We start from the raw sequence: 17194 nt of genomic DNA on the forward strand, positions 1-17194 counted from the left end.
GGTCAAGGACCGCGAAGTGCTGCTCAGTTTTTACGACTTCCCGGCCGAGCACTGGAAGCACATCCGCACATCAAATCCGATCGAGAGCACCTTCGCCACCGTCCGCCACCGGACCGGCAAGACCAAGGGCTGCCTGAGCCGGAAAACCGGCCTCGCCATGGCCTTCAGGCTGATGATGTCAGCCCAGGCGAAATGGCGAAAACTCGACGGTGCCAATCGGCTGCCGGAAATCGTCCAGGGGATTGCCTTCAAGGACGGGATCAAGCAACTTCAAGCCGCCGCCTGATCACGCCGTCACCAACTTTCGGGCATAGCTCTGATACCAATGCCGTACAGGCGGCGCATGATCGTCCCACACCAAGGATTGGCGGCGTTGGCGTGGTCTTGGTAACGGTTGGGGCGCTACTTTTTGCCCTGCCTAGTATTCCGCACGACTCTGCCGCGTGGTTCAGTCTCAGCCTCACGCCGGTATTCGTAGCGGGCCTTGTAGAGGATACCGGCTATCCTGTCCGCCCCAACATTCGGTTGCTGGCGGCGGCTTTCTCCTCAGTTCTCGTCATAATGTTTCTCGATACCTGGATCACCCAAAGCGGCATCCCCGGTCTTGATGCGGCTTTGACTTTCGCGCCCTTCGCCATTGCAGTCACGCTGCTCTGGACCACCGGCTTGTGCCATTCGTTCAACCTGATAGACGGGGTGAACGGACTGGCCGGAGGACTGGGAGTTCTGATCGCACTGGGTATCGCCACGATAGCGTGGCAAGTGGATGATCGGGCGGTGATGATGGCCGCGCTTGTAGTCGCCGCGGCGCTATCAGGGTTTCTTGTGTTCAATTTCCCCCGTGGGCACGTCTTCATGGGAGATGCTGGCGCCTACGCGGTTGGTCATGTGCTTGCCTGGCTCGGCATTTTCCTGGTGGTCCGCTCCGAGCAGGTCGCGGGGGTTTCTGTAGGGCTGATGTTCTTCTGGCCAGTCGCTGATACCTTTCTCGCAATTTACCGCCGCAGACGGGCCGGGCGCCGCGCCGATCAACCGGACCGGCTGCATTTCCACCAACTCGTGATGCGAGGGCTGGAAATCCGCGTTCTGGGGGCATCGCGTCGAGGTTTGTCAAACCCTCTCAGCACAGTGGTGGTGCTTCCCATGGCCGGTGCGCCGATCGTGATGGCAGTCTTTCTAAGGAACGATCCGCTCTGGGCGCTACTCAGCCTTGCCATGTTTGGCGCAATTTTTGTAACCACCTATAGCTTGGGGTTACGCATCACGCGCCGCGCTCCATGGCGCCGCGCTTTTCAACGGATAGAGGCCCGACGCGGCAATCGCTGAGCTTCAGCCAAGCGTTCAATTGGTAGGTCGCAGATTCCAATCCTGCACGGTTCACCACCTCATCGAGGTATGATCACGTGGCAACACATATGGTCGCGTGCGGGGCAATTGCTTGTACCTGGCTTACTCTGATGGATGCTGTCATGCCCACCATGCCGCTCGATCGGAGTTTCACACCGATCCGAACGGATCATGTTGGAGGGTTCGGGGCCGCGGCAGCCATCTCACGGTGACGCGACCGAATCTTGAAATTCGGCGGCATGAGCGACATTTTGGGGGGATGGTACAACAAAACCGCTCCCATCCGAACGTACCGGGTGTTGATCAATCGGATCGGATCGTACCGACCAACCTGCGGCAGTCGGGTCCGACTCCGGTCCAACTGCTTATCTCTACCCGGGTACGCAAATCGCCGTTCTGGCACCTTTCGATCGAGGCCGGCGCCTGGCGCGCCACGGTTTACAATCGCATGTATCACCCGCGCGGGTACGTAAAACCGGAAGACGGTGGCGCGATGGCCGAGTACCGGGCCTTGGTCAATGGGGTGACGCTTTGGAACGTCGCGGTCGAGCGCCAGATCCGCGTAAAAGGCCCCGATGCCGAGGATTTCGTCAACACAGTCATTACGCGCGATGCCACCCGGATCAAGCCGATGCGCGGGAAATACTGCATCTTGTGCAATGACAAGGGCGGTATCCTGAATGACCCGGTGTTGCTACGGCTTGGAAGGGACGAATTCTGGTTCTCCGTGTCAGATAGCGATCTCCTGTTGTGGCTGCAGGGGGTGAATACGCCGCGCCGCTGGAATGTCGAGATTGAAGAGATCGACGTGGCCCCCTTGCAAGTCCAGGGGCCGCTTTCAGAAGACCTGATGGCTGATCTGATAGGAGAGGAACTGCGCGACATTCCCTACTACGGGTTGATGGAAACCGAGATTGAAGGGTGCCCCGTGGTGGTGAGCCAGACCGGTTTCTCGGGCGAAAAGGGTTACGAGGTGTATGTCCGTGATGCGAGCCGGACGGCCGAAGCGGTCTGGTACGGGTTGCGCGGTGTCGGCGCGCGGTACGGCCTGCGGGTGATCGCACCGGCGCACCATCGCCGCATCGCTGCCGGTATCCTGAGTTGGGGGCAAGACATGGATGCAGAGACCTCGCCGTTTCAGGTGAACCTTGCCTACCAGGTGCCACGCAAGAAAACCGCGGACTACATCGGCAAGGCGGCCCTGGAGAAGCAGCGAGAGCAGATCGAGGCGGGAGACTACCCATTCAGCCTCAAGCTGGTCGGGCTGAAAATGGGGGGGCAGCCAATCATCGACTATGCGCCTGATTTCTGGCTGATCTGCGACGAAAGCGGCATTCGTTGCGGGTATGTCACATCACCCTGGTGGTCGCCGGAATTGGAAACGAACATTGCGCTTGGCTACGTTCCGTGGGGGAAAACGGCCATTGGAACGCGACTGCATGTAGAACTGCCCGAAAGCTATTGCGAGATCGCAGGCCAGCCCGTTGACGCCATAGTGAGCGAGGTACCTTTCGTCGCATCCGAACACCCGAGCGCGCGCGAGCAAGCCAAGATAATCGGCCAAGACAGTAGCGACTGAACCTGCGGCACCTCTCCCATGGTGACCTTGGCACATTAGCGGCATCTACCACTACTACCTCGGGGTCTTGGAATAGCATCTGTTGTAAAAACGCGCCTGCCAGGTACAGTGCGTCAAGTGAATGCGCGCAAGAATTGCATTTACCTTGACGAGTTGTGAATACATTATGCGTAAAAACGGGAAAATCCGATCACCCGAGCGCGCAGCGCCGGATTGAGCAGGCTGAGGCGTCAGATTTATGGTTCACTCCTACGACATGCTGTCTACCCGACTGATGGGTATGCTGCTTCGCGCCCCCCCGCAGGAGACAGACGCCACACTTTGCAACGTATTGACCGAGTTGGGCACGGACCTGAAATGCAAGGCATTTCTTGTTCTTCAGGATGGAGAGGGGTTTGCATCGCATGGATCTGTCTGCCCTGAAGACGCAATCGCACGCTTCATCAAGCCATGGAAAAAGACGCTTTCGCAAGGCAGTGTTGTGCATGCAGAGGATACTGCCGCAAAAGGTGACCGGGATCACAAACGCCCGCTTCTTGTTCCGGTAGTTATTCAGAACGAGTTGGTAGGAGTTCTAGCGCTGCTCGGCGCAGAATTCCCGCAAGACTGCACAGGCGCGCTCTCTGCTGTAGCGGAGGGAATGGTGAACGCCTGGACCCGCAGCAAGGCGAGCGAGCAGGAGCCTCACGATGCCATGCGCCCCCCTAGTGCCGAGCTATTGCAAGCCCTGGAAACGATCGACGACGCCTTTGCCCTATTCGACAAGAATGACCGCCTGGTCATGTGCAACGAGCGCTACAGGGAAATCTATTCCCTGACTGCGCCGGCCATGAAGCCCGGTGTCACGTTTGAGGAAATCGAGCGCTATGCCGTCCAGCACGGTCAACTCACCGACGCGAATGGCCGCGAGGACGAGTGGATCAAGGAGCGGCTGTGGGATCGCAAGCACGCCAAAAAGGACACCGTTCAAACGCTATCGAACGGGCGCATCACGCGGGTGCGCGAGCGGCGCACAGTTGATGGCGGCCTGATTGCAGTTCACACCGACATAACAGAGATGCGTGAGGCCGAGGAGCGTTTTGAAAACGTTATTACCGGCGCACGCGTAGGATCCTGGGAGTTGGACGTACCAACAGGCAAGAACACGATAAACCAACGATGGGCCGAGATTCTGGGATACTCGCTCCATGAGCTTGAACCATCTACGATGTTGGGCTTCTGGGATCTTTGTCACGAAGACGATCGTGATCGCGTCAAGGCCGCGCTAGACAAATGCATCGAGGGCGAGGCCAACGACTTCACCTTGGACTTCAGGATGCGTCACAAGTTTGGTCACTGGACCTGGATTCAATCCCGTGGCCAGGTTCTGAGGCGGGATGCGCAAGGCAAGGCGCTATTGCTGGCCGGTATACACCTTGATGTTTCCGCCGAACGAGCGGCACGTGATCGGCTGGAGCGGCGCGAGGCGCTTTTCCGCCATATCTACGACATCGCGCCAAGCGGGATCATGCAGCTTGATTTTGAATCCGGCGCCATTCTCCATTCGAACGCCACGATGGAGCAGATCACCGGGCATTCCCGCGACGAATTGCGCCGCATGTCTTTTACGGACCTTATGGCCGAAACAGACGACATGCCGCCGGTGCGCCATTTCATCCTCGAGATGCGAGAGACGGGTGGGTTTGCACCGATCGAAGTCAAGTACAGGCACAAATCCGGCGCGCATGTGCCCGTTGAGGTGCGCGGCGCGGTAGGAGAAGATCCTAGAGGACGCAAAACGGTCTGGTGCTTTGTCATTGACTTGTCCGACCGGATCGAAAGAGAACGCGAGCGCATGGCGGCAGCCGAGTCCGCGCGCGCCGCGCACGAAACACTGACAACTGCGATCGAAGCATTGCCAGATGGCTTTGTATTGGTGGATGCGGATGACCGCCTCATCCTCTTCAATAGCACCTATCGCGATCTATATCCCGAGATCTCGAACGAGATTTCGGTAGGACGGAAGATCTCTGATATTCAGCGCGCTGGCATTGAGCACGGCATCTATGCGGATGCCGATTACGATGCGCAAGCCTGGTTGGACGAAATGCGTGCCGATGCCGAGAACGAAAAACGTGACACGCTATTACACCTTGCGGACGGGCGCACCATCCGCCTGCTTGAGCAGACAACACCCAACGGCGGACGCGTAGGACTCAGGATCGACGTGACGGAAATCGTCGAAGCAGAGCGCCGCTTGGCCGATATTATCAGCGGCGCACAAGTTGGCACATTCCAAGCCGATTTGAGAAACGGCACAAACAACATTAACGACCGTTGGGCCAACATGATCGGCTATGACCGTGCGGAATTGGAGCCGATGACATTATCGCGGTTCCGGGACTTCGTGCACCCGGACGATGTTGAAAAACTGGCGCAAGAGGACACTCACCTCACCGAAGGGCGACGGGTATTCGAGAACGAACTACGCCTGCGCCACAAAGACGGGCACTACATATGGGTGCTGAGCCGCGGGCGCGTTACCCGCCGTGCGCCAGATGGCCGTGCGCTGATGATGTCAGGGGTTCATATCAACATCAGTGAGCAAAAGGCGCGCGAAGCAGCCATCGCAGAAGCAAAAGCCGAGCTTGAAGCCACTATCGAAGAACGCGATCTGGCAGAGCAGAGATTTTACGATATTTCAAGCGTTTCGAACAACTGGTACTGGGAACAGGGACCGGACCTGCGCTTTACTTTCATATCCGAAAGCGTCCGCGGCGCAACCGGGACTGAACCCGAGGTGTTCTATGGCAAGACTCGCAATGAAGTAGTCAGCGTGAATCCTGCAGCGGTCGCTGCGGCCGACTGGGACAGCTTGAACAAGACCATTGAAGCCAGGGAGCCATTCCGGGATTTCACCTATCTCATGCCCAAGCAGGGGTCTGGTGGCGACAGGTGGTTCCGCATATCGGGGGCTCCGGTCTTCGACAATGACGGTGAATTCACTGGCTACCGCGGAGTGGGTGCAGATGTCACCGAATTGGTGGAGGCAACGGAACGCGCCGAAGCGGCCAACCAGGCGAAATCGCAATTCCTCGCCAACATGAGCCACGAAATCCGCACACCTCTCAACGGGGTGCTAGGGATGGCCGAGCTCCTGGAATCGTCAATCACCGACCCCGAACAGCATCGCATGATTGCCTTGATCCGCCAGTCGGGCGAGGCGCTGCTGAACATTCTCAATGATCTTCTGGACATGTCCAAGATCGAGGCGGGACGCCTGGAACTGGAATATGCGCCATTCAGAGTGGATAATCTTGCCCGCCGCCTAGAAGATATTCACACCCTCAAGGCCGACGAAAAAGGCCTGACACTTGATGTTCTAATCGGATCAGGGAGTGAGTTACCCCGAATTGGCGATTCTCATCGTGTCCAGCAGATCCTGCACAACCTCTTGAGCAACGCGATCAAGTTTACCGAGACTGGCGGCATCACCCTCACTGTTTCAGGCCGAGCAGGGCGGCCACTCAAGATCACCGTCTCTGACACCGGAATCGGGATGACCGATGAGCAGGCCGCGCGCTTGTTCGAGGATTTCACGCAAGCCGACAGCTCGATCACGCGCCGATTTGGAGGCACCGGACTGGGCATGTCGATCGTGCGCCAGCTCGTTCTGCTGATGGAAGGCGATATCAAGGTTCAGAGCCATCCAGGAGAAGGGACAACGATAACTGTCGAGCTCCCACTGGACATAGCCACGCAAGAGCTAGAGCCTTCTCCCGGGCTGGCAAATGACGAGGCCTGCTCATTTGAGGGGCGCCGTATTCTGGCTGCGGATGATAACGCTGCCAATCGTGAAATCCTGTCTGCGATGCTGAAACGGCTAGGTGTAAATGCAACCATCGTCACGGACGGACAGGAGGCCATCAATGAGGCGCGTTCCTCCGACTATGACCTTATTCTGCTCGACATTTCGATGCCGGTGAAGGACGGGATGACGGCATTGCACGAAATCAGAGACATTGAAGAGGCGGCGGGGAAACCACCCACGCCGATCATCGCCGTAACGGCCAACGCCATGGCGCATCAGATTGCCGAATACGTGATAGCTGGCTTCGACTCTCATGTTCCAAAGCCATTTGGCCTCAAGGACCTGAAGCAAGCCCTCTCGGCACTGCTTGCGACCTGATCCGGCCCAGAAAGCTCAGTCGTCGAGCTTCATTTCGAGCAGTTCCAGAAGTGGTTCCAGAACCTCATCGACCGAAGCCAGGCGATCACCATCATCTAACGCTGACGCCTCGCATTCCAAGACTCGACGCTCGACCGTGCTGGCCGCTTCGCCAATTTCTTCATAACCTACAGACCCCGCAATACCCGCGATCTTGTGGGCCAATTGGCCAATTTCCTTCAAGGATTCCTTTGAGGAATGCCCATTCCTGGCCTCGCGCCTTAGCGCTTCGAATGACAAGATGTGGCCTTCAATCGCTTCGATAAATCGGGCGCGCACAGGAGCCAGCGCACGCTCCAGGATCGCATCTTGCTCGGCAGTGATGTCAGGTTTTTTTTGTACCATATTACTTCAATGCTCGTTTCCATGCCGGTTCTGGCATTGGATCCTTGGGTTGGGCGTCGGCAAGCGCGCGCGTCAGGATCTGATCCGCTCGCGTCAGTGAAAAGACGTTGCTTCTGACAGGCTGACCAACCCGCACGCGCGGCACGGGCATGCCATCGGCGGCGTAGAGCCCCGAGAAATCCGACAATGCGAGGCGCAGCTCATCCTCGATCTGCTCGGTATCAATCTCGTTCATTCGCGGCAGCAGACAAATGAAATCGCCGCCGCCCGCATGCGCGAACATCAGGTTGTTGGCTTTCATCACCTCAAATATCACGGTGGCGACGTCACCCAACATGTACTCGAATTGCAAACCAGGCGCACGCCGGTATATCGCGGCGGCATTTTCAACACTGAACCCAAGCGCCGCGATCGAAAACATCTGCTTGCGACCCAGTGTCAGAACGTAGTTTTCCAAGGCGAGGTATTCGACCAAACCCCCGATACCGTCCATGAACAAAGGGGTTTCAAATGGGGCCGGCTCTTGGCTCTCCGCAGCATGGGCAACGACAGAAACCGCGTTGGCCCGGCGGCGCTCTTCGACGAGACGTTCGACCATCCCCATACGCGCCTTGAGGTCGATCCTGTCGAGGGGCTTGTTGATATAGTCCGTCGCGCCGGCCGAAAAGGCGGCATCAATCGATTCGCGTTCTGAAACGCGCGTTAGCATCAGGATCGGCGTGCGCTTGTAGGCCGGCTTCTCGCGAACAGCGCCTATCAGCGTGATGCCATCCATTTCAGGCATCTGAATATCGAACAGGCAGCAATCAAACGGAACCGAGGCCTTGTCCATCGCGACCAGCGCCTCCGCGCCGGAATTCGCAAGTGTGACGTCCTGGTATCCAAGCTGGCTCAAAGACGTTTTCACGACTTCCAGCAAAAGCGGTTCGTCATCTACCGCGAGAATTCTCATACCTGCCTCATTCCAACAATACTCGGAGCACGTTAGTATGCTACCATGGGTTGATCCTAAACATACAGTAGGTCAATTTTTGGGCAAATCTTAGGTCAAATCGACCTATTCTCAGACCAAAAACGGCATCACTGCATCTATGAAGGCTGCAGGTTGAATGGGTTTGGCCATATAGCAATCTCGGGGCACGCGCACGCCTTGGCCTTCCAACTCATCAAAGGTGGACGCAGACATGAGCATTATCTTGGTCGCGGAATTTATGTTGCGCGAGGCGCGCAAATGCCGAATCAGCTTGTCACCCGTCAATTCAGGGAGATTCTGATCCGTCACGATCAGATCAAAGTGCTGGGTGAGTGCCTGCATCAGAGCTTCTCGGCCATCGCCAACCAACACGATTTCTACGCCATCAAGGCCGTTCAAGAGATTTGTAAACAATTCACAAGTAATCTCATCGTCCTCGGCAATAAGGACGCGCCGACGCGGTTCCTGATTGTTGGCCGCCAAACTCATATTCATTAAACCATCCCCGGCCCATACGGCTACACAGCGCCTCAGGCTCCCCCACGAACAGAACTTTCAAGGCGATATGTAAATACGAAACTTATTGTATATTTTTGTGGCAAGACTATTGTCACTCAAATGTGACGCGGTCAACCTTTTTCAATTACCACCCCACCTTCGGCCCCAAAATAACAAGGGGATCGGCGATCAGTCGTTGTAAATGCACTACGCCCAGGCGCCTTACGGTTGCCACACTGCAGCCACATTTGACAAATCGAATACGTGCAAACCCTGCTCCGGTTACCAGGTATTTTGCCCCTTCTCAGAGAAGGCGTGCGCAAGGAAGTCTATAAACGCGCGCACCTTGGGTTGCGTGAAGCGTCCCGGCGGATAGACCGCGTAGATCCCCTGGGTTTCAACCGGAAGATCGGGTATCGCATCCTCGACCAAGCCGTCGCGCATAGCGTCGGAAAACAGGAAGCTTGGCAAATAAGCGATTCCCAACCCCGCAATGCAAGCATTGAGAAGCGATTGGCCGTCATTGACGCTCAGCCATCCCGCAGTCCGCACTTGACGCTTCTCGCCCGATGGCGCGGTCAGCTTCCACAGGTTTCCCGTGGACTGGTTGGAATAATGCAGAAGCTTGTGATCGTTCAGATCATCGATCTTTTCCGGGCGACCGAATTTTTCGAGATAAGCCGGGCTTGCGATCATTCGCTTGTTCGTCTCGGTCAGCTTGCGCGCGCGCAGGCTGCTGTCTTCCAGCTCACCGATTCGCACAGCCATATCAAAGCCTTCGCTGATCAGCTCCACATATCGATTGTTCAATACCATGTTGACCGTGATTTCAGGGAACTCTGCCAGGAACTCACCCAGAACTGGCGACAGGTGGTTGACCCCGAAGTCGGTCGCGACGCTGATCCGAAGCTGCCCCGACGGGTCGGATTGCATCGAACTGACCAAGGCGTCCGCCTCACCGGCGTCATTGAGAACGCGCCGCGCGCGATCATAATAGGCAAGGCCGATTTCTGTCGGGCTAACCCTCCGGGTGGTTCGGTTCAGCAGGCGCGCACCCAGACGGGCCTCAAGGCTGGACACATGCTTTGACACGGCAGACTTGGAAATCCCCATTTTCTTCGCGGCATCTGTAAACCCTCCTTGGTCAACAACCGTTGCGAAGGCTTCCATTTCCGTCAGTCGATCCATTACGCACTACCCTTTGCCTTTCCGGTTTCCCCCTTCATCTCCGGAAAATCGGGCAGCACTGCGGCATGAGGCAGACAATATCGCGGTATTCCATGAATCGTCACACCATGGGAAACAGCGTTCTGGGGCCTCTAAAGCGCCGCCGCAACCCGTGTGCCTTGGTTAATTGCGCGCTTCGCATCCAGTTCTGCAGCCACGTCTGCACCGCCAATCACATGAACATTAACACCATGATCAGCCATTGCATCGGCAAGGCTTCGCTCGCTGACCTGCCCCGTACAAAGCACCACGGTATCCGCGTTGATCAGTCGCGTGTTTTCGCGGGCCTCTCCGGTGCTGACATGCAGGCCCTGATCATCGATTCGGTCGTAGTTGACGCCACTGACCATTTCCACCCCTTTCATCTTGAGCGCAGCGCGATGAATCCAGCCAGTGGTCTTGCCAAGTCGCTTGCCCGGTCGCTCTGCCTTGCGCTGCAACAGGGTCACTTGTCTCGGAGAGGGCTCAGGGTGAGGCCCTTCGGGGGCCAGCCCGCTGCGGGCTTCTGCGGTATCGGTCACGCCCCATTCGCGCATCCATTCGGTCAGGTTCTCAGTGGGGCTGGGTCGCTCTTGGGTAAGGTACTCGGCAACATCGAATCCGATTCCACCGGCCCCGACAATCGCGACCCGCGCACCAACTTGCGCCTGACCCGACAGAACGTCGAGATAGGACAGGACATTTTTGTTGTCTTGCCCGGGAATGCCCGGATCACGTGGCAGCACACCGGACGCAATCACCACGTCGTCGAACGGCTTCAGCTCATCTTCGCCAACCGCGCGTCCCAACCGCGTTTCGACGTCATGATCCGCCAGCATCGTCTCGAACCACTCAACAAGACCATGAAATTCCTCCTTCCCGGGAATGACACGCGCCATGTTGAGTTGCCCGCCGATGCGATCAGCCTTGTCAAAAAGGGTCACGTCGTGCCCGCGCTGTGCTGCTGTTATCGCCGCGGACAAGCCGGCCGGCCCTGCACCCACCACGGCAACACGCTTGGGATCGAGGGTTTTCTCGATTAGCAGTTCGGTTTCGTGGCACGCACGCGGATTGACCAAACATGTGGAAATCTTGCCGCTGAACGTGTGGTCCAAGCAGGCCTGATTGCAGGCAATACAAGGCGCAATCCGGTCTGCGCGCCCGGCCTCTGCCTTGGCTACGAAATCGGCGTCGGCCAGAAGTGGCCGCGCCATCGAAACCATATCCGCGCATCCATCGGCCAACACCTGCTCGGCGACCTGCGGCGTGTTGATCCGGTTTGAGGTGACAATCGGAATTCCCACCTTGCCCATCAGTTTTTTCGTAACCCAGGCAAACGCCGCGCGCGGGACTGACGTGGCGATGGTGGGAATGCGCGCCTCGTGCCAACCGATGCCGGTGTTGATGATGCTCGCCCCCGCCTTTTCGACCTCCCGCGCGAGCTGCAGGACTTCGTCAAAGGTAGAGCCATCCGGGACCAAGTCGATCATGCTTAGCCGGTAGATGATGATGAAATCATCCCCGGCGGCCGCGCGGGCCCGCTTTACCGCTTCGATCGCAACGCGCATGCGGTTTTCGTAGGATCCGCCCCAATCATCCGTACGCTTGTTGGTGTGACGAACTAGGAATTGATTTATGAAATAGCCCTCGGACCCCATGATCTCGACGCCATCATATCCGGCCTTGCGGGCCCGGGCCGCCGCTGTCGCGATATCGTCGAGCTGCTTTTGTATCCCCTCCTCGTCCAGTTCCTTGGGCGGAAAGGGCGAGATGGGCGATTTGACAGCGGAGGCTGATACGCAATCGGGCGAATAGGCATATCGACCCGCGTGCAGGACCTGCATCGCGATGAGGCCCCCTGCCTCATGCACGCGGTCGGTAACAACGCGGTGGTTCTCAATGTCCTGATCGTTGAACAATCCCGCAGCGCCCGGAAACACACCGCCCTCGGCATTCGGTGCCATCCCGCCCGTCACCATCAATCCAACGCCGCCTCGAGCGCGCGCCGCGTAGAATTCGGCGACGCGGTTCCAGTCTTTCGTTTCTTCCAGCCCCGTGTGCATCGAGCCCATCAAAACACGGTTCTTAAGCGTTACATGGCCCAAGTCCAACGGAGCGAGAAGATTTGGATACTCTGTCATTATATGCCTCCGGTTGCCTTGCCCAGTCTGTCGGCGACTCGGCGGCTTGTCACGAAGGACATGGCGTCAACCACGAAACAACTCTGCGCCTAAGTGGTTTCCAGACAGTGCCGCCTAAACGCTGATTTGAGCATATCCAACTCTTCGCGCAGCAGGTTCACCTCTGCGCGAATGTCATCGGCAAGGGCCTCGCCCGCAATGATGGTGAAGCTCCCCAATACCGCATCGTCATTCAGGTCACGAACGACGAAGGTTTGCACACCATCGCTGATCGCTTCGCGGGGGACAGGTACGCGCAATGCCCAGTGCGTCGCATCGGCCGAGCGCATCACCTCAACGCCCTCCACCCGGCGATCAAGGTGCGTAACCCCGATGTTCGGCGCCTCAGAGGTTGGATCAGACGTGGTTATCATCGCCTCCCAAACGCCCTCGAACAGCCGCGTTGCGGTTACTCTGAGATCACTCATCGAATCGTCTCCCTGTCGCGATCGAATGTCTGCCTGTCATGGTCGGCATCACAACTCGGCTCGTGGGTAGCGGCAGAATGTCAGATCCCGCAAAACCACCTGGTTCATTTCCGGCCCTTCAAAGATCAGATCGACCCAGGCCCTCTCGACTCGCTTCTCGTTTAGGTTGGTATAGGCAAGATCGAACTCTACCATGATTTCTTCTTCGTTGAGCGGCAGCTCCCTGACGACCTGCTCGGTATTGGGGCCGTGCTTGATGTTGAGACGCGCGAAAATCTCGAGCGGGCTCTCCATTTCCACGATGACATCCAGGCGCAGAAGATGCTTACGCCGCAGGCCATCCACAGCCGCATGGGGCAAATCCACAACAAGCGACAAGAACGAGCCATCGAACTTGAACACGTCCATTCGCACACCATACGGCGCCAGATCGGATTCGCGCCTGTTGCGAAGCTGTCGCAGGGTCAGCTCGGACCGCTCACAATCATGGAAAAGCGTCACCTCGTCGCCCAGCATGGATTTGCTCTGAACCGAAGACATCCCGGGAATCGGCAGCGGCCCACGCCAAAGCTGTGGCCGCCACGACCAATCCGTTCCCGGCGGACGGCGAAAAGCATTCGATCCGATCAGCGGCAATGCCAACCTGTCGTCGGCGACGTGAATCAACTCATTGAGACGATGCCGCAATTGGCGCGCACGGTTTCGCTGCGCGCGCAAATACGGCAAGTCGGCTGTCGCGGCGATCTCGGCGGCGCGGGTCCAGCGACGTAACGCCCGGACGTGGGCAATCCTTCTGAAGACATCACTGCCCAGTTTTTTCATTGCGATACGATCCCGCTTGCCTGCTTGGCCTTAGTCATACCTCAAGAATGATCAATTGAACAAACGCCCAATCAACTTTTTCAAACCGCCCGTTTCGGCACTTTCTTGTTCACTTGCGGGGACGGGCGGATTGTCCGCTGAATTTGTCGGGGGGGCGAGCGCATCATCGGCGGGCGGCTGCTCGGGGCTGGCATCTCGTATCCGGCGGGCCAAGGCCCGGATCAGGGCCTCGCCACCTTCGCCGCTGACATTGCTATCTCGCGCACCATAGGCGGCCAAGCCAACAATGTGTCCGTTGACCGTCATGATGCCGCGCCAGTGGCGGCTGTCACCGCTGCGCGTCAGGCGCTTCGCACTTTCGACCTGGAACAAGCTGAGGTTCGGCTCTTCGATGCGCGATAGAACACGCTCGGCGCCAAGTGATTGGACAAGTTCATCGCCCTTGGGCTGCCCCTCCGGTGCGTCAGTCCCCGAAACCGATACGGTCATGATCGCCGGCGCAACCGGCAGCCCCGCCTCTTGCCCAGTCAGCAGATCACACCGACCAATCAGAATGAAGGCATCGCGTCCCTCATCCTCGATGCTGCTTGGCTCGATGCAATACCCTACCGGCGCAGGCACAATCACGGCGCCATTCACCAATTGCGCCTGCCGTATGGCCGGTGCTGGCTTTTCACTGCCAAGGCTCAAGCAGCCAGCCACCGCCACCAATATCAGGCACAGGGCCGCGATGCGGACAGCGCCGCAGCGCGTGCCCCAACTCCAACCCTGCCGTGGCGCATCAGAGGTCCATGTAGACATGCTTTTCGGCCTTGCCACCCGGGTGAGTGACCGCGCCCTTGTATGTCTCACCAACTTGCTGCGCATATTTCCACAGCGCACCGCTCGCATACATCGTGGGGCGCGGCCCCGGCCACTCGGCCTTGCGTGCGCCAAGCTCATCATCGGAAAGGTCCACGCTCAATTCGCCGGTGATGGCATTGATCGTGATCACGTCGCCATTCTTGAGAAGGGCAATCGGGCCGCCATGCGCCGCCTCGGGTCCGACATGGCCCACGCAGAAACCCCGCGTCGCACCGGAAAAGCGGCCATCGGTGATAAGCGCCACCTTCTTGCCCATGCCCTGCCCCGACAGGGCGGCGGTCGTTGCCAGCATTTCGCGCATGCCGGGTCCGCCAGCGGGGCCTTCGTTGCGGATCACGATGACTTCGCCCTCTTCGTATTCGCGTGCCTGCACGGCGGCAAAGGCTTCTTCCTCATTCTCGAACACACGAGCCGGGCCGGTGAATACCTGGTTTTCCTCGGCGATACCTGCGACTTTGACGATGGCCCCCGTTGGCGCAAGATTGCCCTTCAGACCGACGACCCCCCCGGTTTTCGTGATCGGGTTGTCGATGGGATAAATCACTTTGCCATCCGCCTCACGGTCGATCAGCGCCAGTTCCTCGCCAATGCTCCGGCCGCTTGCGGTCATGCAATCCTCGTGGATCAATCCGGCCTTTCGCAACTCCTTCATGACAACAGGCACGCCGCCTGCCTCGTAAAGATCTTTGGCGACGAACTGCCCACCCGGCTTCAGATCAACGAAATAGGGCGTGTCACGGAAGATGTCGCAGACATCCTCAAGGTAGAACTCGATCCCGGCCTCGTGCGCGATCGCGGGCAAATGAAGGCCGGCATTGGTGGATCCACCCGTGCACGCCACGACGCGCGCCGCGTTTTCAAGCGACTTGCGTGTGACCACGTCGCGCGCGCGAATGTTCTGCTCGATCAGGTTCATCACGGCGCGGCCCGAGGCCTCGCCGTATTGGTCGCGGCTTTCATAGGGCGCGGGCATGCCCGAGCTATTCATCAGGGCAAGCCCGATCGCCTCGGATACGCATGCCATGGTGTTGGCGGTGAACTGCCCGCCGCAGGCACCCGAGGATGGGCAGGCCACGCGCTCGAGCACGTCCAGCGCCTTGTCGGACATCGTGCCGTTCTGGTGTCGGCCGACCGCCTCGAACATGTCCTGCACCGTTAAATCGCGCGTGCGGAAATCCTCGGGGATCTCATCGATCTGGGGGGCCCGGCCCGGCAGGATGGAGCCGCCGTAAATAAAGACGGAGGGCGTATTCAACCGCACCATCGCCATCATCATACCCGGCAGTGATTTATCGCAGCCCGCCAGCCCGACAATGGCGTCGTAGCAATGGCCACGCATCGTAAGCTCAACCGTGTCCGCGATCGCCTCGCGCGATGCAAGCGAAGAGCGCATCCCCTCGTGCCCCATGGCGATGCCGTCGGTCACCGTGATGGTCGTGAACTCACGCGGGGTGCCATGAGACTCTTTGACACCCGATTTGACCGCCTGCGCCTGACGGCTAAGCGCGATATTGCACGGCGCGGCTTCGTTCCAGCAAGTCGCCACACCGACGAGCGGTTGATGGATCTCCTGCTCGCTGATGCCCATGGCATAAAGGTACGACCGATGCGGCGCGCGCGCGGGCCCTTCCGTGACATAGCGGCTGGGCAGTTTGGATTTGTCGAATTTCGTCATCACGGCCTCCCGGGAAAGATAGTTGCGATCAGGGATAATGAACGTACCTGAAAGGCACAAGGGAGATTGCGCCGCACCCCCCCCGGTACTGTTCAAACTGCTTGCGCCCCACTACGTCTGGCGAACCAGAAGCTATCTGCTGTCAAATGCCAAAGGTTGCCGTCCATGTCATACCGCGCACACGACGCGTTCGTCGCGCCCGCCCGCCCCCGATCCGAGGTTTGGCGGCTTTGTCTTGGGCTGGTACTTATGGCGGTGATCGTCTTTGGCCTCGGATGGGCCATCCAGGCATTCGCGATGGCGATCCTTGGGGATCAAGCCTACTTGGATTTCCGAAGCGCAATTACATCGGCGCGCAATCCCGCTGGTGCACTATACCTGCTGATGTCACTCGGGCTTCTGATAATTGCCGCCGCGATGGTCGCCAACCAATTGCACGGTCGCGGCCTGCTTAGCCTGATAGGCCCGATACCGCGCGCGATGAAGCAGTTCCGCAGGGTCTTGGCCTATCTTGTGGCTCTTTACGCCATCGTCTGGATACTCCCGCCATCAGAGTTCCCCGTTGCGCTGGAGCAAGCCACACCGCTGGCGACATGGTTGCAACTCCTGCCGCTGTCGCTTTTGACCGTCTTCATTCAAACCTCGGCAGAAGAGATCGTATTTCGCGGCTATTTGCAGCAGCAGCTTGCAGCCCGCTTCAACCATCCGATCATATGGATTACCGGACCGGCGGTATTGTTTGCCGCGTTGCACTATCGGCCGGATATCGGCTCGGCCGGGTGGCTGTTCATGATCTGGGCCGGGCTATTCTCGGTCATAGCATCGGACATTACTGCGCGCGCTGGCACCCTCGGCCCGGCGATCGCGCTACATTTCGCATCGAATACTGCCGCGATTCTTGTCGTGTCGGGCGATCCGGACCTGACCGGCCTTGCCCTTTGGAGGCTACAGCTTGATCTGTCGGATCCATCCATTCTGTGGTCGGTGATGAGCGTTGACCTGGGAATGCTCGTTCTCGCGTGGCTGGTTGCGCGACTGGCTTTGCGGCGTTGATTGCAATTCATTCGCTG

Annotated in this window: 14 protein-coding genes; 5 read left to right on the plus strand and 9 right to left on the minus strand. The window is 58.4% G+C overall.

Annotated elements, in window-relative coordinates; translation table 11 throughout:
- From G568_RS19730 to G568_RS19735, 4 genes are all read left to right on the plus strand, one after another.
- Positions 1 to 286, plus strand: a 286-nt coding sequence (locus G568_RS19730) for a transposase (RefSeq protein ID WP_037374165.1), incomplete at its 5' end; no start/stop codon positions are given.
- Positions 193 to 1326: an MraY family glycosyltransferase gene (locus tag G568_RS18880; protein WP_084627407.1), complete on the plus strand. Its 1134-nt coding sequence runs from the start codon at positions 193 to 195 to the stop codon at positions 1324 to 1326. The genes G568_RS19730 and G568_RS18880, both read left to right, overlap by 94 nt.
- Positions 1327 to 1606: 280 nt before the next feature.
- Positions 1607 to 2926 carry a glycine cleavage T C-terminal barrel domain-containing protein gene (locus G568_RS0113725; protein ID WP_026758575.1) on the plus strand — a complete coding sequence of 440 codons (1320 nt, stop codon included), beginning with the start codon at positions 1607 to 1609 and terminating at the stop codon, positions 2924 to 2926.
- A gap of 274 nt (positions 2927 to 3200) precedes the next feature.
- Positions 3201 to 7094, plus strand: coding sequence for a PAS domain-containing protein (locus G568_RS19735; protein WP_051203012.1), 3894 nt, complete (start codon positions 3201 to 3203; stop codon positions 7092 to 7094).
- A 15-nt stretch (positions 7095 to 7109) separates the two neighbouring features.
- On the opposite strand, the gene G568_RS0113735 is transcribed toward G568_RS19735, so the two are convergent.
- From G568_RS0113735 to ilvD, 9 genes are all read right to left on the minus strand, one after another.
- Positions 7110 to 7478, minus strand: coding sequence for an Hpt domain-containing protein (locus G568_RS0113735; protein ID WP_026758576.1), 369 nt, complete (start codon positions 7476 to 7478; stop codon positions 7110 to 7112).
- 1 nt (position 7479) lies between these two features.
- Positions 7480 to 8430, minus strand: coding sequence for a response regulator (locus G568_RS18890; protein ID WP_051203014.1), 951 nt, complete (start codon positions 8428 to 8430; stop codon positions 7480 to 7482).
- 111 nt (positions 8431 to 8541) lie between these two features.
- Positions 8542 to 8946: a response regulator gene (locus tag G568_RS19740; RefSeq protein WP_084627409.1), complete on the minus strand. Its 405-nt coding sequence runs from the start codon at positions 8944 to 8946 to the stop codon at positions 8542 to 8544.
- 285 nt (positions 8947 to 9231) lie between these two features.
- Positions 9232 to 10137 carry a LysR family transcriptional regulator gene (locus G568_RS0113750; RefSeq protein ID WP_026758578.1) on the minus strand — a complete coding sequence of 302 codons (906 nt, stop codon included), beginning with the start codon at positions 10135 to 10137 and terminating at the stop codon, positions 9232 to 9234.
- A gap of 131 nt (positions 10138 to 10268) precedes the next feature.
- On the minus strand, positions 10269 to 12296 hold the full coding sequence (locus tag G568_RS0113755) for an NADPH-dependent 2,4-dienoyl-CoA reductase (protein ID WP_026758579.1): 2028 nt from the start codon (positions 12294 to 12296) through the stop codon (positions 10269 to 10271).
- 89 nt (positions 12297 to 12385) lie between these two features.
- Positions 12386 to 12763, minus strand: a complete 378-nt coding sequence (locus G568_RS0113760; protein ID WP_026758580.1) for a hypothetical protein — start codon at positions 12761 to 12763, stop codon at positions 12386 to 12388.
- A gap of 48 nt (positions 12764 to 12811) precedes the next feature.
- Positions 12812 to 13585: a DUF6478 family protein gene (locus G568_RS0113765; protein ID WP_026758581.1), complete on the minus strand. Its 774-nt coding sequence runs from the start codon at positions 13583 to 13585 to the stop codon at positions 12812 to 12814.
- A gap of 51 nt (positions 13586 to 13636) precedes the next feature.
- Positions 13637 to 14386 carry a hypothetical protein gene (locus G568_RS0113770; protein WP_157084419.1) on the minus strand — a complete coding sequence of 250 codons (750 nt, stop codon included), beginning with the start codon at positions 14384 to 14386 and terminating at the stop codon, positions 13637 to 13639.
- Positions 14367 to 16124 carry a dihydroxy-acid dehydratase gene (ilvD, locus tag G568_RS0113775; RefSeq protein WP_026758583.1) on the minus strand — a complete coding sequence of 586 codons (1758 nt, stop codon included), beginning with the start codon at positions 16122 to 16124 and terminating at the stop codon, positions 14367 to 14369. Before ilvD ends, G568_RS0113770 begins: the two co-directional genes overlap by 20 nt.
- Positions 16125 to 16289: 165 nt before the next feature.
- On the opposite strand from ilvD, the gene G568_RS0113780 reads away from it, so the two are divergent.
- Positions 16290 to 17177: a CPBP family intramembrane glutamic endopeptidase gene (locus tag G568_RS0113780; protein WP_026758584.1), complete on the plus strand. Its 888-nt coding sequence runs from the start codon at positions 16290 to 16292 to the stop codon at positions 17175 to 17177.
- Positions 17178 to 17194: the final 17 nt, after the last annotated feature.

Origin of the sequence: Sediminimonas qiaohouensis DSM 21189, from assembly GCF_000423645.1 — a bacterium.
GTDB classification, from domain to species: domain Bacteria; phylum Pseudomonadota; class Alphaproteobacteria; order Rhodobacterales; family Rhodobacteraceae; genus Sediminimonas; species Sediminimonas qiaohouensis.